The sequence below is a fragment of the Elstera litoralis genome (genome assembly GCF_000963705.1).
Lineage (GTDB): Bacteria > Pseudomonadota > Alphaproteobacteria > Elsterales > Elsteraceae > Elstera > Elstera litoralis.
This window is the reverse complement of sequence record NZ_LAJY01000749.1, coordinates 1-720: the sequence shown is the minus strand read 5'-3', so window position 1 is coordinate 720 and position 720 is coordinate 1. Positions and strand designations below refer to the sequence as shown.

Below are 720 nucleotides of genomic sequence, written 5' to 3'. Positions count from 1 at the left end.
ATAGCGACTAGCTTCAATATTTGCATTAGTATTCCATGAGTAAGTCGGCTCTCTCAAGCGCAACGTTACCTCTGGCCGAACAATACTAATAAAATCACCCTTCTTATCTTTCTCACTCGCATAAACATTATCATTATAAGTCTGATCGAATTCAATTTTGGGCAAAAGTAAAAACTTGCCGAGCGTAATACCCTTCGGCTGATACCGATCCGCCAATTGCTCGGTATCGTCGTTTTCCCGCGCATTGGCCGGCGGATTGAGATCTGTGGTGATCTTAGCCCCCCCCGCCCGGCGCGGATCCTGCCCCGGTGCGGTTTCCGGGCGCGGCCCTGATTGAGCGAGCGCCGTGCAGGACAACAGCAAAGAGAGGCCAACAAAGCTGCCTTGCCGCCAATTAGCCCGTTTCAGCAGTTGAATCATAATGTCACTCTCACCATAAGCGGTTATCATTCAATCGACTCATTCTGATGTTTTGCGGTGGTCACGGCGGAAACACAAGACAGGAAACGCGCAACCGCCCCAAAAACCGGCGCTTTATGACAGAGGGGCTGGAATGGTTTGCAAAAATGCCTCCATTGCGCCGTCAATCACCAACGCCGTCAGAATGCCGGAATGAAAGGCCCCCGTATCAATGCCGATCCGGTTAGGTCGCACGTCCGGCATTTCGGTAATCGTATGGCCGTGCACAATTTTACGATCAAAGCGGGTGCGGCTCGATAA

General features: G+C 51.5%; 1 protein-coding gene and 1 pseudogene. Both read right to left on the bottom strand.

All coding sequences use genetic code 11. The features are described from left to right. Positions 1-420, bottom strand: a 420-nt coding sequence (locus VZ95_RS19530; RefSeq protein WP_045777349.1) for an outer membrane beta-barrel protein, incomplete at its 3' end; no start/stop codon positions are given. A 114-nt stretch (positions 421-534) separates the two neighbouring features. Continuing rightward, a pseudogene (locus VZ95_RS19525) lies at positions 535-720 on the bottom strand (metallophosphoesterase family protein); the annotation flags it as partial.